This window comes from Arthrobacter sp. CAN_A6, from assembly GCF_015751715.1.
In the GTDB taxonomy this organism is placed as follows: domain Bacteria; phylum Actinomycetota; class Actinomycetes; order Actinomycetales; family Micrococcaceae; genus Arthrobacter_D.
In genome coordinates this window covers 107,492-134,016 of sequence record NZ_JADOUV010000002.1, presented here as the reverse complement: position 1 = coordinate 134,016, position 26,525 = coordinate 107,492, and the positions used below count along the sequence as shown (strand labels likewise).

The window sequence follows — 26,525 nt, the reverse complement described above, 5'->3', positions numbered from 1 at the left end:
TCCGCGGGCGCGTCCGCTTCCGCTTCCGCTTCCGTTGCACCCTCCCCCGCTCCTTCCGCACCTTCCTCCTCCGGCCGGCCGTCGGCGGACGGACCGGCGGTGCCCGAGCCACCGGCACCTGAAACGCCGCCACCGGCCGAAAGTCCGTTGCCCGTGGCACCTGCCCCCGGACCGCCGTCTCGCGGAGGGGAGGCCCCTGCGCCGGGTCCGGTGGCTGGAGCACCCGGTGCTCACTCGGATCCGTCAGCGATCGACGTCGTCGTGAACAAGCGGCGGCCGCTGGGTCCCGCGGACTTCGCGCCGGCCCAGCTCGTTCCACCTGCTGTTCCACTGGGCCCCTCGGCAGGGAGCGCTCTGCTTCGGCCGGACACCGCCGCCGCCGTCGAGTGGATGTTCTCGGCTGCGCAGGCGGACGGCGTGAACCTGACGGTAGTCAGTGCGTACCGCTCGTACGCGGACCAGGAATCGACCTACGCCTACTGGGTCAGCCAGTACGGTGACGCCGCGCTGGCGGACACGGTCTCGGCACGGGCCGGGTTCTCGGAGCACCAGACGGGCCTGGCCGTCGACATAGGGCAGGACGACGGCGCCTGCACCCTGGCCACCTGCTTCAGCAACACCGCGGCGGGCCGGTGGGCCGAGGCCAATGCGGCGTCGTTCGGGTTCATCGTGCGCTACCCCCAGGGCAAAGACGCGACGACCGGCTTTTCCTGGGAGCCGTGGCACCTCCGCTACGTGGGAACCGAAATCGCCGGCGCCATGAGGTCGGCGGGAACGGCCACCCTCGAGGAGTACTTCGGGCTTCCGGCGGCGCCCGGGTATTAGCCTAGGCTGGATCCCCACACATGGACTGGACAGGAGGCTGGGATGGCCGGGACGACGGTGGCCGAGGTGATGGCCGCGCTGGCCGCGCTCGAGGACCCGAAAGCACGCGAGGTGAACGAGAGACACGGGGACGATCACGGTGTGAACCTCGGAAAACTGCGCGCGCTGGCAAAGCGGCTGAAGACGCAGCAGGAACTTGCGCGTGAGCTCTGGGGAACGAAGGACACCGCGGCGAGACTGCTGGCGATCCTGATCTGCCGGCCGAAGGCGTTCGAGCGGAACGAGTTGGATGGAATGTTGCGCGAAGCGCGTATCCCCAAGGTGCACGACTGGCTCGTGAACTACGTGGTGAAGAAGAACCCGCACGCCGAGGAGCTGCGTGCGGCCTGGTTCGGCGACCCGGATCCTGTGGTCGCGAGTGCCGGCTGGGCGCTGACCAGCGAACGCGTCGTGAAGAATCCGGAGGGCCTCGACCTCGCAGGACTGCTCGACATCATCGAGGCGGAGATGAGGAACGCTCCGGGCCGCCTGCAGTGGGCGATGAACACCTGCCTGGCCCAGATCGGGATCGAGCACCCTGAGCACCGCGCCCGCGCCATCGACCTCGGTGAGCGCCTGGAGGTTCTCAAGGACTACCCGACTCCCCCGAACTGCACATCTCCGTTCGCGCCCAGCTGGATCGCCGAGATGGTGCGCCGCCAGAACGTTTCCTAGCGAGGGTTTTCGTTCACGCCCGCGCCGCTGCCTCCGCGAAAGGGCGGCACAACGCCAACGGGGCCGCGAGCGGCCGGACTTCAGGCCACCGGCTCCAGCGCGAGGCGCCCCTGGACCGTTTCCGCGAGCTCATCGGCAATGCGCTGGGCGGTCCCCATATCGGCTGCCTCCACCATCACGCGTACCACGGGCTCGGTGCCGGAGGGGCGCAGCAGGACACGGCCGGTCTCACCCAGTACCTCCTGGGCTTTCCGCACGGCGTCCTGCACGCCCTCGTCCGAGTTCACTGCGGTGCGGTCCACTCCCCGGACGTTGATGAGCACCTGCGGAAGCTTCGTCATGACGCCGGCGAGGTCCTTCAGGCTCCGCCCGGTCTTCGCGACCTGCGCGGCCAGCTGGAGTCCCGTCAGCACGCCGTCGCCCGTGGTGGCGTACTCGGCGAAGATCACGTGGCCCGACTGTTCGCCGCCCAGGCTGAATCCGCCGTCGCGCATTCCCTCGAGCACGTAGCGGTCGCCCACTGCGGTTTCCCTGATGAGAACGCCGGCGTCACGCAGTGCGATCTTCAGGCCGAGGTTGCTCATCACCGTGGCTACGAGGGTATTGTCCACGAGCTTGCCGGCGTCCTTCATCGCCACGGCCATCACGGCCATGATCTGGTCACCGTCCACAACCGTTCCCTCATGATCCACGGCGAGGCAGCGGTCGGCGTCGCCGTCGTGCGCTATGCCGAGATGGGCGCCGTGTTCGAGCACCGCGGCCTGCAGCTTCTCGAGGTGCGTGGAGCCGTAGCCGTCGTTGATGTTGTTGCCGTCCGGGTCTGCGCCGATGACGACGATCTCCGCACCTGCGTTGGCGAATACCTGGGGTGAGCATCCGCTGGCAGCGCCGTGGGCGCAGTCGAGCACCACCTTGATCCCGTCGAGGCGGTGCGGCAGTGTCTGCAGCAGGTGGACGATGTAGCGGTCTTCCGCGTCGGCGAACCGCTGGATGCGTCCCACGTCGGCGCCGACGGGCCGCGGGCACGGCTCTTGGAGTTCGGCCTCGATGGCCTCCTCGAGGGCGTCGTCGAGCTTCTTGCCGCCGCGGGCAAGGAACTTGATGCCGTTGTCGGGCGCCGGGTTGTGCGACGCGGAAATCATCACGCCGAAGTCGGCATCGAGGTCGGCGACGAGGAACGCCGCGGCGGGCGTGGGCAGCACACCGGCGTCATAGACGTCGACGCCGCAGCTCGCCAGCCCCGCCTCAACGGCGGCTGCGATGAACTCACCGCTGATGCGGGGGTCCCGCGCGATCACGGCTGTGGGTCGGCGATTGCCCTCCACCGCCCGGTGGCCGAGCACCACTGCTGCGGCCTGGGCCAGCTGGAGGGAGAGTTCGGCGGTGATCAAGCCATTCGCCAGCCCGCGGACACCATCGGTTCCAAATAACTTACTCATGGTTCTTCATCCTAAGTCGACCTCACTGCTATGGCGCGCACCACGCCATCTTCGTTAACGCACGATGCCCGTCCAGCAAGCCGGACGGGCATCGCAAAAGCACATTCAGCGCTGGAGCCAAGCGCCGAAATCCGACGCGGGGCCCCTTGCGAAATCGCGTCAGCGGTCGCGCAAGGGGTAGGCGGATTTAGCGCTTGGAGTACTGAGGCGCCTTGCGGGCCTTCTTGAGACCAGCCTTCTTGCGCTCGATCACGCGGGCGTCGCGGGTGAGGAAGCCGGCCTTCTTCAGCGCGGGGCGGTTGTTCTCACGGTCAATGTCGTTGAGCGTGCGGGCAACACCGAGGCGAAGGGCACCGGCCTGGCCGGAGGGTCCACCGCCGTGGATGCGGGCGATGACGTCGTAGGCGCCGTCGAGCTCGAGGAGCTTGAAGGGGTCATTGACTTCCTGCTGGTGAAGCTTGTTCGGGAAGTAGTCGCTGAGCTCGCGCCCGTTGACGATCCACTTGCCGGTGCCGGGCACGAGGCGTACGCGGGCCACGGCTTCCTTGCGGCGCCCAACGGCTCCGCCGCCGACAGTCAGCGCAGGGCGCTCCTTGACGGGGGTTTCGCTGCCTTCGGTGGATTCTGAGGTGTAGCTCGTAAGCTCCTCAGCAGATTCATTCAGCTCTTCAGGGTTCTGAGCCACGGTTCTCCTTGAATTAATTTCTTAGTGTGTGGTGGCCAGGACTACTGGGCGACCTGGGTGATTTCGTACGACGTCGGCTGCTGTGCACCGTGGGGGTGCTCGGCGCCGCGGTAGACCTTGAGCTTGCCGATCTGCTGGGCAGCCAGCGAGTTCTTGGGGAGCATGCCCTTGATGGCCTTCTCCACTGCGCGCTCGGGGTTCTTCTCAAGGAGCTCGGCATAGGTGGTGGACTTCAGGCCGCCCGGGAAACCCGAGTGGCGGTAGGCACGCTTCTGCTCGAGCTTGGCGCCCGTGAGGGCTACCTTGTCAGCGTTGATGATGATGACGAAATCGCCCATGTCCATATGGGGTGCAAAGGTCGGCTTGTGCTTTCCGCGCAGCAGGATTGCGGTCTGGCTGGCAAGACGGCCTAGGACAACGTCGGTTGCGTCAATGACGTGCCACTGGCGGGTGATGTCGCCTGGCTTCGGGGTGTACGTACGCACGGTTATGGCCTTCGTTTCTTATTCGGTGTCGCCCGCATCACGGGAAATTCCGCGGACACGGGCTCAGCTTATTCATGCGTTACCGGAACTCCAGGTGAGGGCTGAAATAAGACCAGTTATCCCGTACATCTCGGCTGCTTCTCCGGGCCAGGTGGTTCTGCAACTGAACCGCTCCGGAGGCGCAGACGTATCGAGAAGGGATACGCACAACGACTTTCAAGGTTAGCGCGAAGCGGTGCCTCAGGTCAAAACGCTCCGAAGGCCTGTCGGGATGCGCCAGCGCCCTCCAGCACTCCGCCGGGAAACTGCGGCAGCTCCGACAGCCAGGGGGCCACTTTCCCGGCCGGCATCGGCTCTGCCCAGAGGTAGCCCTGAGCGGAACGAACCTCCAGCCTCTCCAGTTCGCGGAGCTGGTCCAGGGTTTCAACGCCTTCCGCCACCACGTCCAATCCGAGGGCGATGGCCATCATCGCGATTGCGGCGACGATCGGCCGGGCATGCACGTCCTTGCCGTCCAGACCTTCCACGAAGGAGCCGTCGATCTTGAGCGTCGTCACGGGGAATCGCCGCAGGTAGCTCAGTGAGGAGTAGCCGGTCCCGAAGTCGTCGACCGAGAGCCCCACGCCGAGGCTGCGGAGCCGCGTCAGCGTCGCCATTGAGGTATCCACATCCTTCATGAGCACTGAATCGGTGATTTCGAGCTCGACGGCGGAGGGATCGATCCGTGCGCGGGCAATCGCGTCTGCCACGGTGTCGAACAGCCCCGGATCCTGTAGTTGACGGGCCGACAGGTTGACGGCGATCCGGAGAGCAGACGCCCCGGGTACCTGCGACCGCCAATGCTGCGCTTGCGTGAGAGCGTTCACCAGTACCCAGCCACCGATGGGGACGATCAGTCCCGTTTCCTCGGCCACCGGGATGAAATCGCACGGCGACACGAGCCCGTGCTTGGGATGCCTCCACCGCAGAAGAGCCTCGAAGGCCACCGGAGCCTGGCTTCCGACGTCGAGAATCGGCTGGTAGTACACCTCGAGCTCTCCCCGTTCGATGGCGCGCGGCAGCTGGGATCCGATGTCGAGGCGGGCCTCGGCGCGGCGAAGCATCGATTCGTCGAAGACGACGCCGTCGATCCTGCCGACGTCCTTGGCGAAGTACATGGCCGCGTCAGCCTGGTGGAGGAGCGATTCTGCAGTGTCGCCGCTCGATGAAAGGGCGATGCCAATGCTGACACTGACGAACAGCTCCTGGCCCAGGAGGTCGAACGGAACCTGCACCTCCTCGGCGATGCGTCCTGCCAGGTCATGCGCCTCCTCCGAGCCGATGCCGCTGCAGACGATCACGAATTCATCGCCGGCGAACCGCGCGAGAGTGTCATCCGGACGCACGGCGCTTCGAAGGCGCGCGGCGAGCTGGACGAGCAGACTGTCCCCCGCAGCATGTCCCAGCCCGTCGTTGACCACCTTGAAACGGTTGACATCGAGGAAGAGCACCCCCATCTGGGTGCCGGCGACGGCAGCTTCCTTGAGGGCGAGTTCGATGCAGTTCGTCAGGAGCGTCCGGTTGGCAAGCCCGGTGAGTGGGTCCTGGAAGGCCAGGCGTTCGAGCGCTTCCTCGGCCTGCTTCCGCTCGGTGATGTCGACGGCTGTTTCGAGAAGCCGGACCAGCACGCCGTCATTGTGTTCGGCGGCAGCGCGGGTATGAACCCAGCGGACCTCCCCGCTGGGACGAAGGATCCGATGGATCAGCTTGAGGGGCGGGCCACCTGACTCGAGTTCCTGCCAGACCTGCTGCACCCGCTCGCGATCCTCCGGGTGCAGTACCGAGTGCCACAACTCCTCGGTGGGACTCGAACTGATGGGCAGACCATGGATTCGGAAGTACTCGTCGGACCACCACCGGTGCCCGGTGATCATGTTGACCTCGACGGAGCCCACGTGGGCGATCTCCTGGGCGAAGGTCAGCCGATCCCGCTCGTGCTCGGCTGAGGCGCGCAGTTGCTGGGTTTCAGTGATGTTCCGGGCAATCCCGGAGGACCCGATGACCTTGCCATGGGCGTCGAACACCGGCGAAAGGGTCAGGCACACCTCGATGAGCGAACCGTCCCGGTGCTTGGCGACAGTCTGCTGTCCCGTGACGCCCTTGCCCTCGGCCAGCCCGGCCCGCAGCGCGTTTCCGGCGCCGCCGGCATTCAGCGGAGTCAGCATCTCGATGCTGCGGCCGATCGCCTCTTGGGCGCTGTAGCCGTAGAGCTCCTCCGCGCCCGCGTTCCAGCTGGTGATGATGCCGTTCAGGTCGGCGCCGTTGATGGCATCCTTCGAGGACTCGACCAGCGCGGCAAGCCGGCGCAGGTACTCGAGCTCGGGGTGGGCCGCAGTTTCGCTGTGAATTACGACGACGGCGTCGGCCTCTTGTCGCTTCTCCGAGGATATCGGTGCGGTCCGCGCAGCATTAGCCGAGGCGGAAGTAGAGGTCATTCCGCCAGTGTAGGTCGAATGCATTCCGTTTCAAGGTTGGACGCGATTCTTGATAGAACCGGCCCTTTTCATGGTTTTTCGGACGGGAGGCTCGTTATCAGCCACACTTCAACCGCAGAAATTGCACAGGAAAAGCGCAGGTGGGTCAGGCTTCGCGCAGGATCCGAAAAAATGTGCCATATGAGGCTTGTGGGAGAGCTACCTTTTGAGCAGGGCCGGCGCTGGGCCGGCCCTACCCCACTTCAGGAGTTCTCATGCAGTTTCTCAAGAATGCAGTTCAGAAAGCCATCGCTCGCCTGCGCCGCAGTGAAGTCGGCGCCACCGCCGTTGAGTACGGCATCATGGTCGCCCTCATCGCAGTCGTCATTATCACCGCTGTCACTTTCCTCGGTGATGGCCTAGGAGACGCATTCACTCAAGCTCAGTGTGCCATCAACGGTGGAACCTTCACGGCCGCGGGAGCAGCCGGCACCGCCACCTGCGGCCCGTAGCGAGTTCGATTGGCCTAGCGATTAAATTCACGAAGTTCGCTAGGCCAATCGGTTCCAGGAGGTGTTGAATGGCGATAAGGTCCGAGCGCGGCGCCGCCGCCGTCGAAATGGCTCTCGTGTTGCCCGTTCTCATCCTCCTACTCCTTGGAATTATGGAGTTTGGACGAGCCTTCAACACCCAGATTACTTTGACCAACGCCGCCCGCGAAAGCGTACGCGTCATGGCGATCACAAAGAGCGATTCTGACGCGAGGACATCAGCGAAAAGCGCCGCACAAGCTCTTAACCCCGCCTTGAACGATCCAAACATAGTCATCACTACTTCGCCCTCTGGAACATGCACGGCACCGGCTGAGGTCTCTGTGACCATCACCTACTCGCTGAGCACATTGACCGGGATAGCCGGCCCATTCACTATGGAAGGCAGGAGCGTCATGCTATGCGGCGGTTAGGCATTGCCCAGACGCAGGTCGACAAGAGTGAACGCGGTGCAGTCAGCGTCCTCGTAGCCCTCCTGATGGTCGTTCTCCTGGGCTTCGCGGCTCTGGCGATCGACGTAGGAATGCTGTATTCGGAGAAGGCGCAACTTCAGAATGGTGCCGATGCTGCAGCACTCGGCATCGCACAGGTTTGCGCTGCCGATCCGCTAGCACCGAAGTGCTCGAACGAATCGCCGATGGCTGATTCGTTCGCCAAGCAGAATGCCAACGACGGTCTTTCGAATGTCGATGACCTGGCCGTCGATACAGCTCTCGGCACGGTTAGCGTGACAACAGGCGCAATGGATCAGGATGGCGTCGAGGACAACCGAATGTCGCTCGTCTTCGCGAACGCACTAGGAATCTCCTCGGCGGAAGTAACAGCGGAATCCTTGGCACAATGGGGTTCCCCGGTGTCGGGCCCGGCTCCCTTCCCTGTCGTCTTCTCCGAATGTGAACTCCTGGACGGGCCGGACCTGCAATTGATCAAGTTTCGTCTGAAGGACGATACGGCTTCGGGCTGCGCCGGTGGGCCCCCAGGCGGTTTCAGTAATCTCGAGCAAGTAGATGGCAAATGCGAGGCTCTCGTCGACATCGACAATGCTGCCTCCGGCAGTTCCACAGGCAACGGGATCCCCGCCAATTGCACTCCCCTGCTCACCGAATGGCGCGATGAAATCCTGGCGGGAACACCTCCTGTAGGGCTCTTTCCCATCTACGAGACGATCACCGACAGCGGAACCAACGCGGTCTATAGTCTGACCGGCTTCGCTGCCTTCGAGGTCCACGGCTGGAAGCTCAAACAAACAGGTAACCCTCCCTTCCCGGAAGCGTTCCGGCACGAATACCACTCGGGCGCGAAATGTTCGACAACACAATGCATCGGCATCATCGGCAAGTTCGTCGAAATGGTGTCGCTCGACGACGCCTATGCACTCGGACCGATCGACGACGAATTCGGCACCGCTGTGGTGCGGCTAACCATCGGAGCACCATAACGTGAAATCCCGTCTCATCGCCGGCGTTGCCGCCGTCGTCCTGGCCCTGATCGGTGCCGTACTGGTGTACGGGTACGCCCAGGCTGCAGACAACCGGGCCGTGCAGGGTCTCGACCCCATCCCCGTCCTCGTGATACAGCAGCCAGTACCGGCCGGCACCACCGTCGCGGAACTGACGCCGTTCCTGACGACGGAGTCACTGCCCTCGAACGCCGTTCCCGAAGGGGCGCTCAAGGACCTTGCGTCATCGGAGGGACTCGTCACGGCAGTTGACCTCCTGCCCGGTGAGCAGCTCCTCGCGGAGCGGCTCGTGGATCCCGCGGAAGGCCCTGCCTCCGGTTCGGTCGATGTTCCTGCCGGTCTCCAGGAAGTTTCCTTCTCCCTCGAGCCTCAGCGCGTAGCGGGAGGCAAGGTCACTCCGGGCGATTACGTCGGCGTGTTCATCTCGATGGAGTCGGGCGGTCTTGAAGACAGCCCGGAGGAAAAGACGACCAAGCTGGTGCTCAACAAGATCCTTGTGACATCAGTACAGCGCGCTCCCACCGCGGTGGCCCCGGCTGATCCGGCCGCAGACCCAGAGGAAGTGGCCCGGGCCGAGGCTGAGGCGCTCCCCACCGGATCGTTGATGCTGACCGTTGCCGTGGATAGCGACCAGGCGACGAAGATCATCTATGCCAACGAGAACGCCTCACTCTGGCTCAGCAAGCAACCCCTGGACACCCCTGAAGGCGACTCGCCGGTCATGCAAGACAAGGAGCTCTACCGATGAGCAGATTCGTCCTGATCACCCCGAGCTCGGAATTCGAGCAGAAGGTCCGCCTCGCCGTCGCCGGCGGACTGCACGGCGAGGTGAAAAGCCTGCCGGCGAGCGTCCTCACCAGCGAAGCGCACGAAATCCTCGAGCAGCTCTCCCCCGAGCGTCCCGAGGTCCTCATCTTCGGCCCGGGCCTGCCCGTCGAGGACGCGCTGCGTCTCGCCACCGTGTTCGACGTTCAATTTCCCGAAGTCAGCCTGATCCTCGTCAACGACAGCCAGCCCGACGTCGTCCTGCAGGCCATGCGCGCCGGCGTCAGGGACGTGCTCAGCCCCCTCGCCGACGTCGCGAGCATCCGCACCCAGCTCGAGCATGCCTGCCAGGCCTTCGCAAGCCGGCGCCGCAACGACTTCGGGCAGCACCAGGGCCAGCAGGAAAACGGTCTGGTGATCGGGGTGCTCTCCCCCAAGGGCGGCGTGGGCAAGACGACGATCGCCACCAACGTGGCGGTGGGCCTCGGGAAGCTGGCTCCCATGAGCGTGGTGATCGTGGACCTCGACCTTCAGTTCGGCGACGTTGCCACAGGCCTCTACCTCAACCCCGAGTACTCGGTCCTCGACGCCGTCTCCGGATCCGCGACGCAGGACTCCATGGTCCTCAAGGCGTTCCTGACCGTGCACCCCGCCGGGATCTACGCCCTCTGTGCTCCCCGAAATCCAGCCGATGCCGACCGCATCAGCACCGAGCAGATCACCCAACTCCTGAAACAGCTCGCCGCCGAGTTCCGTTACGTGGTGGTCGACACCGGCCCGGGTCTGAGCGAACACAGCCTGGCGGCACTTGAGCAGTGCACCGACGCCATCTGGGTCACCGGCATGGACGTGCCCAGCGTCCGGGGTCTGCGCACGGGCCTCGATCTCCTCGGCAGGCTAAGCCTGCTTCCCGAGTCACGCCACGTGGTGCTCAACTTCGCCGACTCCAAGACCGGGTTGTCGGTCCAGGACGTCGAAGCGACACTTGGAGCACCCGTCGACATTTCCGTTCCACGCTCGCGCGGCATCTCCCTGGCAACGAACCGCGGAATTCCCCTCCTGCAGGAAAACGTCCGGGACCCGGCCACCAAGAACCTGCGCAGCCTCGTCCAGCGCTTCGACCATCAGTGGCGCGCGAAGTCACAGCGCAAGATGCACCGCAGGGTGGTCGTCTGATGAAACTCTCGGACCGCATCCAGGCCGCCGGCCTCCCCCTCACCGTCTCCGCGTCGGAGAAGCACTCCGCCGATACGAAGGCCGGGGAGAAAAAGGCAGCTCCCGCAGTGAAATCCCCGGGCCCTGCAGGAGCGGGAACGGCGGAACCGCAGGCCAGCGCGCGCGTCGACGTCTTCGCGGGACTGAAACTGCGGGCGGCGTCGGCCCTCTTCGAGCGCATGGGATCCCGGGCCAGCGACACCTCGGTCACCGAGGAGGACCTGAAGATCGCGGCGCGCGAAGAGCTGAGCGAGATCATCGACGCCGAGCAGGTGCCGCTCACCCCTGACGAGCGCCGTCGGCTGATCCAGGACGTGGCTGACGACGTCCTCGGTTTCGGCCCGTTGCAACGCCTCCTGGACGACCCCACGGTCACGGAGATCATGGTCAACCGCATGGACCAGATCTATGTGGAAAAGGGCGGAAAGCTGACCCTCAGCGGCTCGCGGTTCAGCTCCGAACAGCACCTGCGACGGGTCATCGAGCGGATCGTCTCGAAGGTAGGACGCCGCATCGACGAATCCTCGCCCTTCGTCGATGCGCGGCTCGAGGACGGTTCGCGCGTCAACGCGGTCATCCCTCCGCTTGCCGTCAACGGCTCCTCACTCACCATCCGGAAATTCAGCAAGGTCCCGCTGACCGTCCAGAACCTCATCGACTTCGGCACCCTGACGCCGGAGATGGCGGAGCTCCTCGACGCCTGCGTCCGAGCCAAGCTGAACATCATCGTGTCCGGTGGAACCGGTACGGGAAAGACCACCCTGCTGAACGTCCTGTCCTCGTTCCTCCCCGACAACGAACGCATCGTCACCATCGAGGACGCCGTCGAGCTGCAGATCCAGAAACAGCATGTGGTTCGTCTCGAGAGCCGGCCGCCCAACACCGAGGGCAAGGGCGCCGTCACCATCCGTGACCTCGTCCGGAACTCGCTGCGTATGCGACCCGACCGCATCGTCATCGGTGAGGTCCGTGGCGGTGAATCCCTCGACATGCTGCAGGCCATGAACACCGGCCACGACGGCTCGCTGTCCACTGTGCACGCGAACTCGCCGCGCGACGCCGTCGCCCGTCTCGAAACGCTCGTGTTGATGGCGGGGATGGATCTGCCGCTCCGGGCGATCCGGGAGCAACTCGCGTCGGCGGTCAACCTCGTGGTCCAGATCTCGAGGCTCCGTGACGGCTCCCGCCGCATCACGCACGTCACCGAGGTGCAGGGCATGGAGGGCGACGTCGTCACGCTCCAGGATGCTTTCGTCTTCGACTACTCCGCCGGCGTGGACTCATCGGGCCGCTTCCTCGGAAAACCCGTGCCCACCGGCATCCGGCCCCGGTTCATGGAGCGCTTCGAGGACATGGGCATCACGGTATCGCCGGCGGTTTTCGGCGCAGTCCCGGCCCGGACCTGGTGACGGCATGACCGGTATGTTCGTGACCGGCGCTGCTTTGTGTTTCGCCGCTATGGGGCTGGTGATGCTGGCGTTCCGGCCACTGCAGTCACCCGTTCCCCTGGACCGGCGTCGTCCCGTCCAGCTGGAATCGGACTCGCAACTGTCCCGTTTCGCGGGATCCGCCGGGCGCTGGATGGAGAATCATCTCCGGGAGCACCCGAAGCGCTTCTTCCGCCGGGAAGTACTCGAGACGGCGGGCGTAAGGCTCAGCCAGGCCGACATGATCCTCCTCGTGATCACCGGCGGAGCCACCGGACTGCTGGTCGGCTGGGTACTGATAGCGCCCGCAGTCGGGCTCCTGCTTCTGGTTCTCGCCCCCGCCATTGCGCACCTGGTCCTCTCCTTCCTCACCGGCAGGCGCAGGAAGAGATTCGACTCCCAGCTTGGCGATACACTGCAGCTTCTCACCGGCGGCCTGCGGGCCGGGCACAGCATCCTCCGGGCAATCGACGCAGCAGCCACGGAGGCGGACAGCCCCACCGCGGAGGAAATGCGGCGGATCGTCGCGGAGACGAGCCTCGGCAAGGATCTCCTCCAGTCACTCCTGGATACGTCGAAGCGCATGGAGAACGAGGACTTCGCCTGGATTGCACAGGCCATCCAGATCAACCGTGAAGTGGGCGGGGACCTTGCCGACGTGCTGGACCAGGTGGGCCACACCATCCGCGAGCGCAGCGAAATCAAGGGACAGATCCGCGCACTCGCCGCGGAAGGCAAATTCTCGGCCTACATCCTCGGAGCGCTTCCTTTTGCCATCGCGATCATGCTCACCGTCGTCAGCCCCGGCTACGTGGACCCGCTCTTCAGTGAACCGCTGGGCTGGGCGATGCTCGGTGGCGCAGCCGTCATGATGACCATCGGGTGCCTCTGGCTCCGCAAGATCATCGACCTGAAGTTCTGAGGGACCCACCGTGAATCCGATGCTCTCCATGTCCCTGCTCCTGGTCGCTGCCCCGCTCGGCTACCTCACGTGGTCCCTGCTCACCTCCGACACCAAGACACGCAGGACGGTGCAAAAGAACCTGAACCGGGGAGGCGGAGCGGTAGGTGCGGAGGCAGCAGCCCGACCGAACCCGTTCCTGCAGCTGGGACACCGCCTGACTCCCGAGGGTTACGTCCAGAAGCTGGACCACCTCCTCGCCCTGGCGGGCCGCCCGGCATCACTGCCGCTCGCCAAGGTCCTCACCGCAAAACCTGCACTGGCCCTTGTCGCCGGGCTGCTGGCGCTCCTGCTGATCAGCTCCAACCCGACGAAACAGTTCATCCTCCTCGGGATCTTCGTCTTCGTCCTCGCCTACTTCATTCCCGACCTCCTGCTCTACAGCCGGGGTCAGGAACGCCAGAAGGCAATGCAGCTGGAGCTCGCGAACACCCTCGACCAGATGCTGATCTCGGTGGAGGCGGGGCTCGGCTTCGAGAGCGCCATGCAGCGGGCCGGCGAAAACGGCAAGGGGCCGCTCGCAGAGGAATTGGTGCGGACGCTGCAGGACATGCAGGTGGGGCGCAGCCGCAGGGAAGCCTATCTGGCGCTGGCCGAGCGAAGCAGCATTCCCGAACTCCGGAGTTTCGTCAAAGCCATCGTGCAGGCCGATGCGTATGGCATCGCGCTGTCGGGAGTGTTGAGGACCCAGGCGAAGGTGATGCGCGTCAAACGGCGCCAGCGGGCAGAGGAGAAGGCGATGAAACTCCCCGTGACGGTGCTTTTCCCACTGCTGTTCTTCATCTTCCCGGTGCTGTTCATCGTGATCCTGGGGCCGGCGGTCATCAACGTCATGGCCACCTTCGCGGGCCAGTGAGATAGCCAGTGAAGCACCTAGTCCTTCCGCGGCGTGAGCCGGTAACCCACTCCCCGCACGGTCTGCAGCCACCGCGGCAACTTCGGGTCCTCCAGCAGTTTCCGCCGGAGATTGCCGATATGGACCTCGATGGCCCGCTCGTCCGACTCGCTGATGTACGCACTCTCCCCGTACAGGTCGCCGCGCACCACCCGGACCAGGTCTGCCTTGGTGCGCACCGCGCCGTCGCTCTTCAGCATTTCGTGGAGGAGGTCGAACTCGCTGCGGGTCAGCGTCAGGTCGGCGCCGTCGAGGGACGCCGTCCGTGCGTCCTGGTTGAGCACCAACCCGTTGTGCTGCAGGAGCGGTGCTCGAGTGCCGAACTGCGGCTGAGGCGGGTCAGGCGGCGAGGTGGCCACCTCGGCGACATGCGCCGCCAGGACCTGCGGGTCCGGCTTTCCCCTCGGCCGGCGCAGCATCGCCGCGATCCTTGCGCGCAGTTCACGCGGCCGGAAGGGTTTCGTCAGGTAGTCGTCGGCTCCGGACTGCAGGGCGGTGAGGGTGTCCAGCTCATCCCCCCGCGAAGTGAGCATCACCACGTAGCAGTCGGTGAAACCGCGGATCCGGCGCAGCACCTCGTAGCCGTCGATATCGGGCAGCCCGACGTCGACCGTCACCACCGTGGCGTCGTTAGCCCGCACCAGCTCCACACCGTCGCGCCCTGTGGACGCCATGAAGACGTCGAATCCTGACTGCTGGAGCACTGCCCCCACCAGGTTCCTGACATCGGCGTCGTCCTCGATCACCACCGCCACTCCGGGATCGTTCGCCACAGCCATCACCTCCCCCCTGCCCTGTTGTGCATTGCATTACCGGGATGCCTAGGACATATCGTCCATTGTGCCGTGTCCCACCGTCCGGCGTCGCCACCTTACGCGAGCCTCTGCCCAACTGGTGTTGCTTATGTGAATAATGGGGTTTGTTACCTATAGCTGCGGGAAGTAGTTCTTTTCATGTGGTCTCTCACCCAGGTTCGGACCGAGCACGCGCGGGCTCGTGCCTGAGCGCCTGCCGCCGTCTCGTGCGGACGGCACGTTCCAAAGCTTCAACCTCCGCCATCCCGTGGTGCTCTGCCAGCTTCCCCTGACCCTGATCGTGCTCGTCATCGCCGTCGCGGCCCCGGTCCTTCGTCCCGGGCTTCTGCAGAACGCGACGTTCGAGGGCGCGGTGTTCCTCCACCTCTTGTTGCTCGCCCTCTGTGTCCTGGTTCCCTGGCCGAAACTTCCGCGGGGAGCAATCCTCCTTATCCCGGTGCTGGATTTTCCCGCGATCGCCCTCTACCGCTACGGTGCACTGGAAAGCCAGCCAAGCCTCGGCGTCCTCTCGTTCTTTCCCGTCCTGTGGCTCGCGGCGTCCAGGCTCTCCCCGTGGATCTCCGTGCCCCTCGGCTTTGCCGGCTCATCCCTCGTGGTGCTGCTCCCCCTGGCCGTGGACGGCACGTCCTCCACGGTGGCCGACATCACTACGGCGCTCCTCCTGCCCGTCGTCATGGTGACGCTCGCACTTACCGTCCACCTTGCGAAGATGCAGCTGAGGCTCAATGACCACGAGCTCCGGCAGAAGGAACAGGAGCTGAAGGAGCTCCTCAAAGCGAGCAATGAACGTGAAAAGCTGCTGAGCACCATCCTCGACACCGTGGACCTGGGCCTGATCGCCGTCGACGCCGACGGAAAACACACCCTGACCAACCACCAGCAGGACCTCTTCCACCGGCTCGCGTGCATTTCCGGCGGCTCCGTCACGGAGGAGGAGGGCCAGCTCCTTTTCGCACCCGACCGCACCACTCCGCTGGCCCAGGAGCAACGCCCCATCCGGCGCGCGCTCGCCGGGGAGACCTTCGCGGACCAGCTCGTGTGGATCGGCACGGGAGATGACCAGAGGGCGGTTTCCACTGCGGCACGGCCCATTCGGAACGACGACGGCGGGCTCGCCGGTGCGGTGATCGTCTGCAGCGACGTGACGCGGCTCGTGGACGCGGTCGCAGCCAAGGACGCCCTCATCTCGAATGTCTCGCACGATTTCCACGCACCGCTCACCTCGGTGCTGGGCTACCTCGAACTCGTGCTCGAGGACGAGCACCCGCTCCCGGACTACCTGCAGGCCTATCTCGAGGTGGCCACCCGTAACGCCGAACGCGTGCTGGACCTGGTGGCGGACCTGCTGTCCACCGCCGGGGACAACGTACGCGTGCATCCGAAACCGGTGGACCTCGCGGGGCTCGTGGAGATGGGTATCCGCTCCCACCGGCTCCGGGCGCAGGAGAACGGCATCGTTTTCGAGATCGACGTGCCCGCCCCGCTCTGGTCCCTGCTGGATCCGCTGCGGATTTCCCAGGTGCTCGACAACCTGTTCTCCAACGCCATCAAGTACTCGCCCGACGGCGGCGTCGTCACCATCAGCGCGTGCGAGACCGCCGCGTCCCTCGAGTTGCAGGTGCGGGACACCGGCATCGGCATGCAACCGCAGGAAACCTCGAAGATCTTTTCCCGGTTCTACCGCACCCCCGCTGCGCGGAACGGCGACATCAACGGGCTGGGGCTCGGCCTGGCAATCACCAAAGCCATCGTGGAGGCCCACGGCGGAACCATTTCCTGCACCAGTTCACTCGGGGCCGGAAGCGTCTTCACTGTGAAGCTGCCCTCCAGCGGGAGCGCCGGCGTACCGATGGAACGGGCCCAGCCCGCGTTGCACGCCAGGAACCCTACGGCGGAACCGGAACCGGAACCGGAACCGGGGCCGCCAGCGCCCGAGCGAACGCGGCAGCCCGCGGAAGAATATGGGCAGCAGTCGCAGCAGCCTGCTGAGGAGCATGCATAGCATGGAGACGCTGGTAGCTGTGCTGGGAATAGCCATTGCCGCGTTGGCCGGAGCGGCAGGAGGCTACTCGGTCTTCCCCCTGGCCCTGCGGGATCCGAGGACACCGCTGCCCGCGTCCTGGCGCTTCCCGATGACCGCCCTGACCGCGCTGCTGGCGGGCCTGGGAGCTGCGACCGCGGGTTTCCCCGGCGAGGTGCCGCTGTTCGTTGTGCTGCCGGTTTTCGGCGTACTCCTCGCAGCAATCGACCTCAGGTCGAAACTGCTCCCGAACGCCCTCCTGCTGCCCTTCGCCGGCGCAACGGCCGCGGCGCTTGGTCTCGCTGCGATCACCGGGGCCGGCTGGCAGCCCCTCTCCGGCGCTGCACTGGGTGCAGCCTCGATGTTCGGTTTCTACCTGCTGCTGGCCCTGATGTCACCGGCGGGCATGGGGATGGGAGACGTCAAGCTTGCGGCCGTCCTCGGCCTGTACGGCGGTTATGCCGGACTGCTCCCCTGGCTTATCACCCTGCTGGGTGGTTTCCTCTTCGGCGGTCTCGCCGGGCTGGCCGTACTGCTTTCCCGGCGGGGCGACCGCCACGCCGTCTTCCCCTTCGGGCCCGGTATGCTCCTGGCTGCCTTCCTCGGGACGCTGGCGCTGTAGCCGCACCTCCGGGAACCGCGACTGAAAGCGACATTCACACAGGGTAGAACAGGTGTGAATGTCGTAATTTGCAACGTTTTGCCGGATGTTCACTGAATCGGGCGCTTCACCGGTCCCGGTATCTCACGTGCCGCCGGGCCGTGGCGGGATGCGTCGAGCCGTCACGGCCTTCCTTTCATGCAGCCCTGTTGTCAGACGACGCATCCACCGAGCGCGATCTGCCCGTCAATAGCCATGATCTGCTTCTGGACCGCACCGAGCTGGTCTTCGAGGGCCTTGACCTTGGCCTGCTGCGCGGCGATGGCGTTCCTGTTCTGCTTCTTCTGCGCTTGAAGATCGCTCATAACCGCCTTCGCGGCGGTGACCTGTGGATCGATGGTGGTCAGTTGCCCTTGCAGGCTTGTGAGCCGAGCTTCCGTCGCGCTGATTTCGCCGTTGAGGCTGGTGAGTTGTACCAGCAGCGGAGCGACCCGGTTCTGCAGGGCAAGGACCTCGCCTTCCTTCGCGGTGATCTGAGGGTTGAGCCCGCCGAGGTCCGTCACCAGCTTGTTCATTTCCGTGTTGAGGCCGGCGATCTCGCCCTGCTTGGTGGTCACCGCCTTCGCTGTGTCGTCGGCCGCGGTCTGAAGAACCGGCAGCCGATCCTTCAGCCCGGTGAGTTCGGCGTTTTTGGTGTCGACGGCTGTGGTAGCAGCGGTGAGGGCGGTCTCGGCGTCCCCCAGGTCCTTCTGCAGCCCCTCGAGCACTCCCTTCTGCACCACGATCGCGGCGTCGGCCGCTGCGACGCCCTCGGTGAGGGTCGGGAGTTCGGCTTCGAGGTCCGCGACAACTTCCTTCTGGGCCGTGACCGCCTCGGTGGCTGAGGTTGCTGTTGCTTCCAGTGCGGGGAGCTGTTCCTGCAGGGCAGTCAGCTCGCCCTGCTTGGTGGCCACCGAAGTGTTGGCCTCGGCCACAGCGGCTTCCAGCCCGGGAAGCTGAACCTGTGAGGTCCTGATTTCCGTCTCCTTGGTGACAACCGAGGTGTTTGCAGCGGTTAGCGCGGCCTGCAGCGGTGCAGCTTGCTGCTGGAGTGCGCTGCTCTCGCCCTTCCTGGCGAGCAGTTGGGCATTGAGGGTGTCGACCTGAGTCCGAAGCGTGGCGAGGTTGCCCTTCAGACCCGAGATCAGGGTGTCCTTATCCTCAATCTGGGTGATCAGGGAGTCGCGCTCATCTATTTTCGTGGCGCGCTGAGCGAGCAGCTCCCTTTTGAGATTCGAATTGCCATTGATCGCATTGATCTGAGTTGTGAGATCGGCGATCTCGGTGAGTACAGCGATTCGTCTTGTCTGCAGCGCCGCAAGCTTCTCCTGTTCCGTCACAATGCCAGACTGCGCGGCTGTGATTTCCGCATTCTTGAGGTCGATCTTCTTCTGCACCTGGACGATTTCGGCAGCGAGAGTGTTCACCGCGGCGGTATTCTTCGCGACGGCGTCCGACGCCTTCACCGCGTCGGCTTGCAACGTTGGAACTTCATTCTGGGCTGTGGATATCTGCGCGTTCTTCGCCGTCACCGCGTCAGAAGCCTTCAATGCGTCGGCCTGCAGCGTCTTGAGTTCACTCTGGGCTGTGGTTATCTGCGCGTTCTTCGCCGTCACCGCGTCGCCCGCCTTCGTCGCGTCAGCCTGACGCGTTTCCAGCGTCGCCTTCGCCTCCTCAACCTTTTCCGTCTGCGCGTCGAGGACAGACTGCGCCGCTGTGCCTGCGTCGATGAGTTGCTGAAACCCGTCCTCGGCCTCGATGACAGCCGCGGTTGCTGCGGTGACTGCTGTGGCGGCATCCAGCGCATTCGCAGTGAGCGGGATCAGCTCTCCCTCGGCCGTCGTGATGGCATCATTCCGTGTGGTCAGGTCGGTGGTGGCCCGGAACGCGGCAGCCTCAAGCACGGCGAGCTCCTCCGATGCGGCGCCGAGTGCTTTCCGGTTGGCCGTCAGGTCGGTTTCCACGACCGCGGCCCGCTCCTCCAGCGTCGCCAAGGCTGCCTGGGCTGCGGCGAGGTTATCCTGCAGCGGTTTGAGCAAGACCAGCACGGCGGCCTGCTGTGTCTCCAGGTCAGCCAGGGCATCCTCGCCCGCCTCGATCGCTTTCGCGGTACTTGCCTGCTCAGCAGTAAGAGCGGTGAGTTCCTCGTCGGCGGTCGAGATCCGCTCGTCGAGCCGCATACCCTCCAACTCGAGTGCAGCGATCGCGTTGCTCGCAGCAGTAACCTCCGCACCAAGGGTGGCGGCCACCGACTGAAGCGTGGCGCGTTCGGCCTGCAGTTCGGTGATTTGTTCGGCATTCTTCCGCGCCGCGGCCTTGAGGAGGTTTTCCTGGACCGTGCCACGGTGCGCCTGCTGGTTCACCACGCCATTGCAGATGCCCGACGTCGGGCCGTTTGCAGCCACGGCCGGCGGAGCGAACACCAGGACGCTGGTCAGGATCCCGGACAGGAGAACAGCGCTTGCAACGCGGCGGGCGAGAATGGATTTCGCGCTGGAGGTGGGCACAGTTGCTCCTGGAGACCTAAGGGGAAGTGGCTGGATCGCCTCCCGAAAGGTATGTCACCTCCTCGCAGCAGAACACAGTACGTCCTACTTGTGTTTTCCAGGTGGTACTTGGGTTTCGGCGCACCGCCTCCTGCGCCCCGCTCACACGAATCGACGTTTCAGGCGGTGACGGTCCGTGTGCAGCCCACTACTCCGGTTCGGCGAGCGCCGCAGGAGCTCGCCGCGCTCGCGTCAACGCTGCTCTACGGCCGAGCTCAGCGGCTTCCGGGTACGCCACTTCCTCAAGCACCAGTGGGTGCGCCGGCGCCAAGATGGACTGCGCGTCCTTGATCCGGGCCTCCAGCCGGTCCTTCAGCCACCGAACGGGCATTTCCCCACTGCCTACCCGCAGGGTGGAGCCGATCAGCGCGCGCACCATGTTGTGGCAGAAGGCGTCGGCCTGGATGGTGACGGTGATGGCGCCGTCGGCTCCGCGTTGGAACTCGTATCGCTGCAGTTCGCGGATGGTGGTTGCTCCCGCCCGCGGTTTGCAGAAGGCCCGGAAGTCCTGCATCCCCCGCAGGTGAGCGGCCCCGCTGTTGAGCTGCCCGACGTCGAGCTCGCCCTGGTACCAGAGCGTGGTGTGACGTGCGAGTGGATCCTGCCCCGCCTGCGCATCGGCGATGCGGTAGCTGTAGCGCCGCCACAGTGCCGAGAACCGTGCATCGAACCCTTCGGGAGCAAGGCCGACCTTCCGCACGACGACGGCGGGCACGGCGTTCCTCGTCGTCCTACCGCTGCCGGGCGGCTGACGGGTGAGCACGAGGTTCACCGTTCCCGTCAACCTGCGGCGCATCGCGTCTTCAGGCGAGACGTCCTTGCCACGCGTCATCGCCTGCCACTCCCCCTGCGTCAGGTCCACGTGCATCACCTGGCCGCGCGCGTGCACTCCGGTATCGGTCCTGCCCGCGACCGTCACCCTGGCGGGGCGACGCAGCAGGGTGAACAGCCCTTCCTCCACCACGCCCTGGACAGTGGCGAGTCCCGGCTGCAGTGCCCAGCCGGCGAAGGGGCCGCCGTCGTAGGCCAGGTCGATCCGGACACGCAAAAGCCCGCCGTCCCCCGAAGGAGAGGCGGGCTTTTGCGTCGTCATTCAGCTGAACCAGGGTGCGAGGGAAGAATTACTTCTTCTCGTCGGTCCCGGTGGAGCCTTCTTCGACGACAACAACCTCTTCGGTGCCGGCTTCGGCATCGATGGTGGTGTCTTCTGCTGCAACCTCGTCAGCCGACGGCGCGGACTCGGCCGAATCAGCAGACTCCACCGAGTCTGCGGATTCAGGTGACTCGGGTGAATCAGCCGACTCAGCGACGGGTGCGGCAACCGAAGCGGCCGCTGGTGTGGCTGTCCTGGCCTGCTCGGCCTCGGCGACGACCGACTGCTTCGCCGACATCGGGTCCAGCACCAGTTCGATGACGGCCATGGGAGCGTTGTCGCCCTTGCGGTTGCCGATCTTGGTGATGCGGGTGTAGCCGCCTTCGCGGTTGGCGACGGCAGGGGCGATGTCCGTGAACAGCTCGTGGACGATGCTCTTGCTGCTGATGACACCGAGGACGCGACGGCGTGAGGCGAGATCGCCCTTCTTGGCGAAGGTGATCAGGCGCTCTGCGTAGGGACGGAGCCGCTTGGCCTTGGTGACCGTGGTGGTGATGCGCTTGTGCTCGAACAGTGAGGCGGCCAGGTTGGCGAGCATCAGGCGCTCGTGCGCCGGACCGCCTCCGAGACGTGGGCCCTTTGTGGGTGTGGGCATAATTGTTTCTCCTCTTAGTGGTCCTGCCGACCGCTTCTAGGGCGACGGACAGGCGGATCTAGCTTTGTTAGAGCTCTTCGTCGCCGTAGGCGGCGTCGTCCTCTTCGATGGCAGCGGCACGTGCAGCGAGATCGAACCCTGGAGGGGAATCCTTCAGGGACAGACCCAGCTCGACGAGCTTCGCCTTGACCTCGTCGATGGACTTCGCACCGAAGTTGCGGATATCCATGAGGTCGGCTTCCGAGCGCCCGACGAGTTCACCCACGGTGTGGATGCCCTCGCGCTTGAGGCAGTTGTACGAGCGGACCGTCAGCTCGAGGTCCTCGATGGGCAACGCCATGTCGGCAGCCAGGGCTGCGTCAGTGGGCGAAGGACCGATCTCGATACCTTCAGCTGCCGTGTTGAGCTCGCGGGCCAGACCGAACAGTTCCACCAGGGTGGTACCTGCTGAGGCGACGGCGTCACGGGGCTCGATGGCGTCCTTGGTTTCGACGTCGACGATCAGGCGGTCGAAGTCGGTGCGCTGCTCGACACGGGTGGCTTCCACGCGGAAGGTCACCTTCAGGACCGGCGAGTAGATCGAGTCGACCGGGATACGGCCGATCTCGGAGTCGCCGGACTTGTTCTGCGAAGCAGACACGTAGCCGCGCCCGCGCTCGATGGTCAGTTCGAGCTCGAACTTGCCCTTCGAGTTCAGGGTGGCGATGTGCAGGTCGGGGTTGTGGAACTCGACGCCGGCGGGAGGTGCAATGTCCGCAGCAGTGACGACGCCGGGTCCCTGCTTGCGCAGGTAGGCAACGACAGGCTCGTCATGCTCGGACGAGACGGCAAGGTTCTTGATGTTGAGGATGATCTCGGTGACATCCTCCTTCACACCCGGAACGGTGGTGAATTCGTGCAGCACTCCATCGATGCGGATGCTTGTGACAGCAGCACCCGGGATCGAGGACAGGAGCGTACGGCGAAGGGAGTTTCCAAGGGTGTAACCGAAGCCGGGCTCGAGGGGTTCGATCACGAACCGTGAGCGGTTGTCGGCGACTACTTCTTCAGTCAGGGTGGGGCGCTGTGCAATAAGCACTTACATTTCCTTTCAGGGAGCATCCGCTATATGACGCTTCACAAATGGGCGGGACGGCTGGTGAGCCGGCTCAAAAGCTTTTTGATAACGGCGCCGAACCGCCCTGCGGAAGCAAACTGCTTCCGCAGGGCGGTCGATCACCGGAAAAAGCTGATTAGACGCGGCGGCGCTTCGGGGGACGGCAGCCGTTGTGGGCGCTGGGGGTGACATCCGAGATGGAGCCAACCTCGAGGCCGGTGGCCTGCAGTGACCGGATTGCGGTTTCGCGTCCTGATCCCGGGCCCTTGACGAAGACGTCGACTTTCTTGACGCCGTGTTCCTGGGCACGCTTCGCGGCGGCTTCAGCAGCCATCTGCGCAGCGAACGGAGTGGACTTGCGTGAGCCCTTGAATCCAACTTCACCGGCGGAGGCCCAGGAGATGACTGCTCCGCTGGGGTCCGTGATGGACACGATGGTGTTGTTGAAGGTGCTCTTGATGTGCGCCTGTCCGAGCGCGATGTTCTTTTTATCCTTGCGACGCGGCTTGCGCACCGCTCCACGAGTCTTGGGGGGCATTACTTCTCCTACGAAGGTATTGGATTAAGCAGGTGATTCGAATCGAGATCCCACCGGAACTCCTGATGACAGGGGCCTCCGCTGGCGAGGGTTCCCTGGTGTGACGAGCGCTAGCGAGTCACGTTAGGGAGCCAGTGGGGATCTAGCGAACCTTCTTCTTGCCGGCGACGGTACGCTTCGGGCCCTTACGGGTACGAGCGTTGGTCTTCGTACGCTGTCCGCGTACGGGAAGGCCGCGGCGGTGCCGAATGCCTTCGTAGCTGCCGATTTCCACCTTGCGGCGGATGTCGGCTGCAACCTCGCGGCGGAGGTCACCCTCAACCTTGAAGTTGCCTTCAATGTAGTCACGGAGCTGAAGCAGCTCCGGGTCACTGAGGTCCTTGACGCGCGTGTTCGGGGAGATGCCCGTGTCCACGATCGTCTTTTCTGCACGGGTCTTGCCCACGCCGTAGATATAGGTAAGCGCAATGACAACCCGCTTTTCGCGGGGGATGTCTACGCCAGCGAGACGTGCCATATCGGCGGTTCTCCTTTGGGAATACCGGAGGTCTGAGACAAAGCGTGCCCGGAGGATATCTCCGGTCCCCGGCCTCCGAGCCGGGGGTGTGCGCTCCTTATCAGGGAACGCTGCTTTGCCTATAAATGAATTACTACGCGTGGAGCAGGACCTCGAGGAGAGGTACTTAGCCCTGACGCTGCTTGTGACGTGGGTTTTCGCAGATTACGAGAACGTTGCCCTTGCGGCGAACCACCTGGCACTTCTCGCAGATCCGCTTCACGCTCGGCTGGACCTTCATGGTTTTCCTTTGCGTCGGTTCTTATTTGTAGCGGTAGACAATACGGCCCCGGGTGAGGTCGTACGGGCTCAGTTCCACTACTACCCGGTCCTCAGGAAGGATTCGAATGTAGTGCTGACGCATCTTCCCTGAGATGTGGGCGAGAACAATGTGTCCGTTGGCAAGCTCAACGCGGAACATCGCGTTGGGCAGCGCCTCGTTCACAGTGCCTTCAATCTCAATGACACCGTCTTTCTTGGCCATATCCTCCGCTAACGTCTGTGCCCACCACTTGCACGGTGAGCGGGTTTGGGTTTTGATTGTCTGACCTCACCCGAGCACTCGCGGCGGTAGGCCGCACGGCCCAAAATGGGCACAAAAGCAGAGACAACCAACAGCCAACCCTACGCCACGGGCGCGTAGAAGTTAAATCGGCGAAAGGTGTCGGGTGAACCTCGGATGAACTGTTCGCGAACCTCGCTGGAAAAGCAGGCGGGAATCGCCCCGTAAGCCTGCTTTCTGTGGTGAAGTGTTGATATTTCTTCCAACGCTTCGAGGTCACTTGCATGAGTCGGGTCCACACTGAGCCACTTCCGCCCTCGGCGGACCCTCCCGGTCCGCCGTCCGGAGGGCGGGCAGAGCCGACCCGACGGACGGCGTCCGCTACGCCGAAGCGCAGGTTCACGCCGCGGGCCCGGCGCGAGGGCCTTGTCTTCCTCGCCCTCGCGCTGCCGAATCTGGCGCTTATCGGTGTGTTCACCTACCTGCCGCTGCTCAACAACCTCTACTACTCCACGCTGAATTGGACGCTCGGTTCGACCAACGCGACGGTGGTCGGGTTGGGGAACTACGTCACCTTCTTCACCTCGGGCGACGCTCCCCGGGTGCTGGGAACCACAGCGGTGTTCACCCTCGTCACAGTGGGCGGTTCGATGGTGCTCGGCCTGCTGGTCGCGCTGGCACTCAACCAGAGAATCCGCGGAACCACCTTCGCCCGGTCCGCGGTCTTTGCCCCCTATGTCCTCTCCGGCGTGGGGGTAGGGCTGGTGTGGCTGTTCATCTTCGATCCGGTATACGGGGTGCTGGCGTGGATCCTGCGTGGTTTCGGCGCAGCAAGCCCCCAGTGGGTCAACGATCCTGATCTCGCACTGACCATGGTGATCATCGTGTACGTCTGGAAGAACCTCGGCTACTGCGCGGTTGTCTACCTCGCCGGGCTGCAGTCGCTGCCGAAGGACATCCTCGAGGCGTCACAGCTCGACGGCGCCGGAACCATTCGAACCTTCTGGAACGTCAAGCTTCCGTTGATCTCGCCCACCACCTTCTTCCTCCTCATCACGTGCCTGCTGAGCTCGCTCCAGGCGTTCGACCTCATCCGAATCATGACGCCGCTCGGGTCGGGTACCTCGACGCTCGTCTACGAGGCCTACCTCCAGGCATTCGGGGCCTTCAACCGGGCCGGGTATTCCGCCGCGATCTCCATCGTTCTCTTCGCCATCCTGCTTATCGCCACCGTGCTGCAATTGCGGTTCGTCGAGCGGAAGGTCCACTACTCATGAGCACCACCCTTTCCCGCCCCGAGCGGGCCCTGTCGCGCCGCAACCTCGTCGCCACCATCGCCGGCGGATACGTGCCCCTCATCCTGGCCACCGCCGTCGTCTTCCTTCCACTGCTCTGGATGATCCTCTCCAGCATGAAGCTGCCCAACGAGATCGTGACCACCGACCTCGCGGTACTCCCGGCCCAGTTCACTCTTGAGAACTACTCCGCGGCCGCGGAAAAGGTGCCGTTCGGCCGGTTCTTCCTCAACAGTGCCATTGTCACCGTCACCGGCGCGGCCATCAAGGTTGTCCTCGCCCTGCTGACGGCCTATGCCCTGGTCTTCGTGAGGTTCCCCTTCAAGCGGCTGATCTTCGTGCTGATCCTGGTGGCCCTGATGGTGCCGCCCCAGGTGTCGATCCTTCCCAACTACATCCTGATCAGCGGCCTGGGCGGAAGAAACACCCTGTGGGGCATCATCCTTCCCGGATTGGGCACCGCCTTCGGGACGTTCCTGCTACGCCAGCATTTCCTCACGCTCCCGGCCTCGCTGCTCGAAGCCGCCGAGATCGACGGCGCAGGGCACTGGCGGCGCCTGTGGCGGATCGTCGCGCCCGTGTCAGTGCCCAGCATCGCCACGGTTGCCCTGGTGACGATCGTGAGTGAGTGGAACGAGTACATCTGGCCGCTGATCATCGTGGATGATCCCCGCTACATGACCCTGCCCGTCGGGTTGACGCTGCTCCGGAACTCCGAGGGAGACGCAGCCTGGGGCATCCTCATGGCCGGTGCAGTCATGGTCATTGTTCCCGTCCTCATCATCTTCGCCGCGTTGCAGCGCTACATCGTCGCGGGGCTGACCCAGGGGTCGGTCACCGGCTGATGACCCTCCCAACCTCCTAACCTCCCAATCTCCCACCTCCTGTGAAAGGC

The 26,525-nt window shown here is 64.5% G+C and carries 27 protein-coding genes; 14 read left to right on the top strand and 13 right to left on the bottom strand.

Going from position 1 to position 26,525, the window contains the following annotated elements:
• Positions 1–210 precede the first annotated feature (210 nt).
• Together IWX75_RS04155 and IWX75_RS04150 are read left to right on the top strand one after the other, a co-directional pair.
• Positions 211–825: a M15 family metallopeptidase gene (locus tag IWX75_RS04155; protein ID WP_334684099.1), complete on the top strand. Its 615-nt coding sequence runs from the start codon at positions 211–213 to the stop codon at positions 823–825.
• Between the two features lie 42 nt (positions 826–867).
• Positions 868–1,539 carry a DNA alkylation repair protein gene (locus IWX75_RS04150; protein WP_196820991.1) on the top strand — a complete coding sequence of 224 codons (672 nt, stop codon included), beginning with the start codon at positions 868–870 and terminating at the stop codon, positions 1,537–1,539.
• Between the two features lie 80 nt (positions 1,540–1,619).
• Here the strand turns inward: IWX75_RS04150 and glmM are convergent, their stop codons facing one another.
• The 4 genes from glmM to IWX75_RS04130 form a co-directional block, all read right to left on the bottom strand.
• Positions 1,620–2,978 (bottom strand): phosphoglucosamine mutase, encoded by a 1,359-nt coding sequence (gene glmM / locus IWX75_RS04145; protein WP_196820990.1) that lies wholly within the window; start codon positions 2,976–2,978, stop codon positions 1,620–1,622.
• Positions 2,979–3,165: 187 nt separating this feature from the next.
• Entirely contained in the window at positions 3,166–3,663 is a 498-nt protein-coding gene (gene rpsI / locus IWX75_RS04140; RefSeq protein WP_196820989.1) for a 30S ribosomal protein S9, read from the bottom strand.
• Between the two features lie 41 nt (positions 3,664–3,704).
• Entirely contained in the window at positions 3,705–4,148 is a 444-nt protein-coding gene (gene rplM, locus IWX75_RS04135) for a 50S ribosomal protein L13 (protein WP_026550700.1), read from the bottom strand.
• 245 nt (positions 4,149–4,393) lie between these two features.
• Positions 4,394–6,622 carry a putative bifunctional diguanylate cyclase/phosphodiesterase gene (locus tag IWX75_RS04130; protein ID WP_196820988.1) on the bottom strand — a complete coding sequence of 743 codons (2,229 nt, stop codon included), beginning with the start codon at positions 6,620–6,622 and terminating at the stop codon, positions 4,394–4,396.
• A gap of 254 nt (positions 6,623–6,876) precedes the next feature.
• Between IWX75_RS04130 and IWX75_RS04125 the strand changes: the two genes are divergently transcribed.
• From IWX75_RS04125 to IWX75_RS04090, 8 genes are all read left to right on the top strand, one after another.
• Positions 6,877–7,113, top strand: a complete 237-nt coding sequence (locus IWX75_RS04125) for a Flp family type IVb pilin (protein ID WP_196820987.1) — start codon at positions 6,877–6,879, stop codon at positions 7,111–7,113.
• Positions 7,114–7,181: 68 nt separating this feature from the next.
• Positions 7,182–7,565 carry a TadE/TadG family type IV pilus assembly protein gene (locus tag IWX75_RS04120; protein ID WP_196820986.1) on the top strand — a complete coding sequence of 128 codons (384 nt, stop codon included), beginning with the start codon at positions 7,182–7,184 and terminating at the stop codon, positions 7,563–7,565.
• Positions 7,553–8,590 (top strand): pilus assembly protein TadG-related protein, encoded by a 1,038-nt coding sequence (locus tag IWX75_RS04115; RefSeq protein WP_196820985.1) that lies wholly within the window; start codon positions 7,553–7,555, stop codon positions 8,588–8,590. The genes IWX75_RS04120 and IWX75_RS04115 overlap by 13 nt, the downstream gene beginning before the upstream one ends.
• Before the next feature lies 1 nt (position 8,591).
• A complete protein-coding gene (gene cpaB, locus IWX75_RS04110) occupies positions 8,592–9,359 on the top strand; it encodes a Flp pilus assembly protein CpaB (protein WP_196820984.1) in 768 nt (255 codons plus the stop codon).
• On the top strand, positions 9,356–10,552 hold the full coding sequence (locus tag IWX75_RS04105) for an AAA family ATPase (RefSeq protein WP_196820983.1): 1,197 nt from the start codon (positions 9,356–9,358) through the stop codon (positions 10,550–10,552). Before cpaB ends, IWX75_RS04105 begins: the two co-directional genes overlap by 4 nt.
• Positions 10,552–12,000, top strand: coding sequence for a CpaF family protein (locus tag IWX75_RS04100; protein ID WP_196820982.1), 1,449 nt, complete (start codon positions 10,552–10,554; stop codon positions 11,998–12,000). The genes IWX75_RS04105 and IWX75_RS04100 overlap by 1 nt, the downstream gene beginning before the upstream one ends.
• A 13-nt stretch (positions 12,001–12,013) precedes the next feature.
• Positions 12,014–12,940: a type II secretion system F family protein gene (locus IWX75_RS04095; protein ID WP_196821355.1), complete on the top strand. Its 927-nt coding sequence runs from the start codon at positions 12,014–12,016 to the stop codon at positions 12,938–12,940.
• Between the two features lie 10 nt (positions 12,941–12,950).
• Entirely contained in the window at positions 12,951–13,835 is an 885-nt protein-coding gene (locus tag IWX75_RS04090; RefSeq protein WP_196820981.1) for a type II secretion system F family protein, read from the top strand.
• Positions 13,836–13,852: 17 nt separating this feature from the next.
• Here the strand turns inward: IWX75_RS04090 and IWX75_RS04085 are convergent, their stop codons facing one another.
• Positions 13,853–14,647 carry a response regulator transcription factor gene (locus IWX75_RS04085; RefSeq protein WP_334684098.1) on the bottom strand — a complete coding sequence of 265 codons (795 nt, stop codon included), beginning with the start codon at positions 14,645–14,647 and terminating at the stop codon, positions 13,853–13,855.
• A gap of 223 nt (positions 14,648–14,870) precedes the next feature.
• Here IWX75_RS04085 and IWX75_RS04080 point away from each other — a divergent pair, with 223 nt between their 5' ends.
• Both IWX75_RS04080 and IWX75_RS04075 read left to right on the top strand, forming a co-directional pair.
• Positions 14,871–16,691, top strand: a complete 1,821-nt coding sequence (locus IWX75_RS04080) for a sensor histidine kinase (protein ID WP_334684097.1) — start codon at positions 14,871–14,873, stop codon at positions 16,689–16,691.
• A gap of 1 nt (position 16,692) precedes the next feature.
• Positions 16,693–17,331, top strand: coding sequence for a prepilin peptidase (locus IWX75_RS04075; RefSeq protein ID WP_196820979.1), 639 nt, complete (start codon positions 16,693–16,695; stop codon positions 17,329–17,331).
• A gap of 191 nt (positions 17,332–17,522) precedes the next feature.
• On the opposite strand, the gene IWX75_RS04070 is transcribed toward IWX75_RS04075, so the two are convergent.
• From IWX75_RS04070 to infA, 8 genes are all read right to left on the bottom strand, one after another.
• On the bottom strand, positions 17,523–19,856 hold the full coding sequence (locus IWX75_RS04070; protein ID WP_196820978.1) for a chromosome segregation ATPase: 2,334 nt from the start codon (positions 19,854–19,856) through the stop codon (positions 17,523–17,525).
• Between the two features lie 187 nt (positions 19,857–20,043).
• Complete coding sequence (locus IWX75_RS04065; RefSeq protein WP_196820977.1) at positions 20,044–20,988, bottom strand: tRNA pseudouridine synthase A; 945 nt, start codon at positions 20,986–20,988, stop codon at positions 20,044–20,046.
• Between the two features lie 28 nt (positions 20,989–21,016).
• The gene (gene rplQ, locus IWX75_RS04060; RefSeq protein WP_196820976.1) at positions 21,017–21,643 is read right to left on the bottom strand and encodes a 50S ribosomal protein L17; all 627 of its coding nucleotides are present in this window, start codon (positions 21,641–21,643) and stop codon (positions 21,017–21,019) included.
• Between the two features lie 67 nt (positions 21,644–21,710).
• The gene (locus tag IWX75_RS04055) at positions 21,711–22,721 is read right to left on the bottom strand and encodes a DNA-directed RNA polymerase subunit alpha (protein WP_026531449.1); all 1,011 of its coding nucleotides are present in this window, start codon (positions 22,719–22,721) and stop codon (positions 21,711–21,713) included.
• 154 nt (positions 22,722–22,875) lie between these two features.
• Entirely contained in the window at positions 22,876–23,277 is a 402-nt protein-coding gene (gene rpsK / locus IWX75_RS04050; RefSeq protein ID WP_026531448.1) for a 30S ribosomal protein S11, read from the bottom strand.
• Positions 23,278–23,419: 142 nt separating this feature from the next.
• Entirely contained in the window at positions 23,420–23,794 is a 375-nt protein-coding gene (gene rpsM / locus IWX75_RS04045) for a 30S ribosomal protein S13 (RefSeq protein WP_026531447.1), read from the bottom strand.
• A gap of 166 nt (positions 23,795–23,960) precedes the next feature.
• Positions 23,961–24,074 (bottom strand): 50S ribosomal protein L36, encoded by a 114-nt coding sequence (gene rpmJ / locus IWX75_RS04040; protein WP_026531446.1) that lies wholly within the window; start codon positions 24,072–24,074, stop codon positions 23,961–23,963.
• A gap of 21 nt (positions 24,075–24,095) precedes the next feature.
• Entirely contained in the window at positions 24,096–24,317 is a 222-nt protein-coding gene (gene infA, locus IWX75_RS04035) for a translation initiation factor IF-1 (protein WP_019481515.1), read from the bottom strand.
• Positions 24,318–24,619: 302 nt separating this feature from the next.
• Between infA and IWX75_RS04030 the strand changes: the two genes are divergently transcribed.
• Together IWX75_RS04030 and IWX75_RS04025 are read left to right on the top strand one after the other, a co-directional pair.
• Positions 24,620–25,612: a carbohydrate ABC transporter permease gene (locus IWX75_RS04030; protein ID WP_196820975.1), complete on the top strand. Its 993-nt coding sequence runs from the start codon at positions 24,620–24,622 to the stop codon at positions 25,610–25,612.
• Positions 25,609–26,475: a carbohydrate ABC transporter permease gene (locus IWX75_RS04025; protein WP_196820974.1), complete on the top strand. Its 867-nt coding sequence runs from the start codon at positions 25,609–25,611 to the stop codon at positions 26,473–26,475. The genes IWX75_RS04030 and IWX75_RS04025 overlap by 4 nt, the downstream gene beginning before the upstream one ends.
• Positions 26,476–26,525: the final 50 nt, after the last annotated feature.